The following is a 433-nucleotide window of genomic DNA, read 5'->3' on the forward strand; positions in this document are numbered from 1 at the left end:
AGTGGAAAGAAGGTGGAAATAAAACATGTGTACCGTGGCTGCGAACTCAGCATAGATGACCAGAAATTTTCGTTGAACCTTCTTCCAATTGGAGTGAAGACTTTTGATGTGGTCATTGGTATGGATTGGCTTGGAGCCAATGATGCAAAAATCGCATGTGGGAAGAAGATAGTGTCAGTGAAAATTCCAGGTGGCAGCAAGGTGTATGTGTACGGTGAAAAACCCAAGAGGATGTCCAATTTGATCAGCGCAGCAAAAGTCAGGAGATGTTTGATGAAAGGATGCTTATCCTATGTGGCGTATGTAATGATGGAAGATAAAGTAAAGAAAACGGTACATGACATTGACGTGGTGAAAGAATACCCTGAAGTCTTTCCTGATGAGCTACCCGGTTTGCCACCTGAGAGACAAGTAGAATTTCGCATTGATCTTG

The 433-nt window shown here is 42.7% G+C and carries 1 protein-coding gene; it reads left to right on the plus strand.

From position 1 onward, the window contains the following. The coding region (locus HX793_RS30880) for a pepsin/retropepsin-like aspartic protease family protein (RefSeq protein ID WP_178905626.1) at positions 1 to 433 on the plus strand (433 nt) is incomplete at both ends.

Source organism: Pseudomonas reactans (genome assembly GCF_013387025.1).
GTDB classification, from domain to species: Bacteria; Pseudomonadota; Gammaproteobacteria; order Pseudomonadales; family Pseudomonadaceae; genus Aquipseudomonas; species Aquipseudomonas reactans.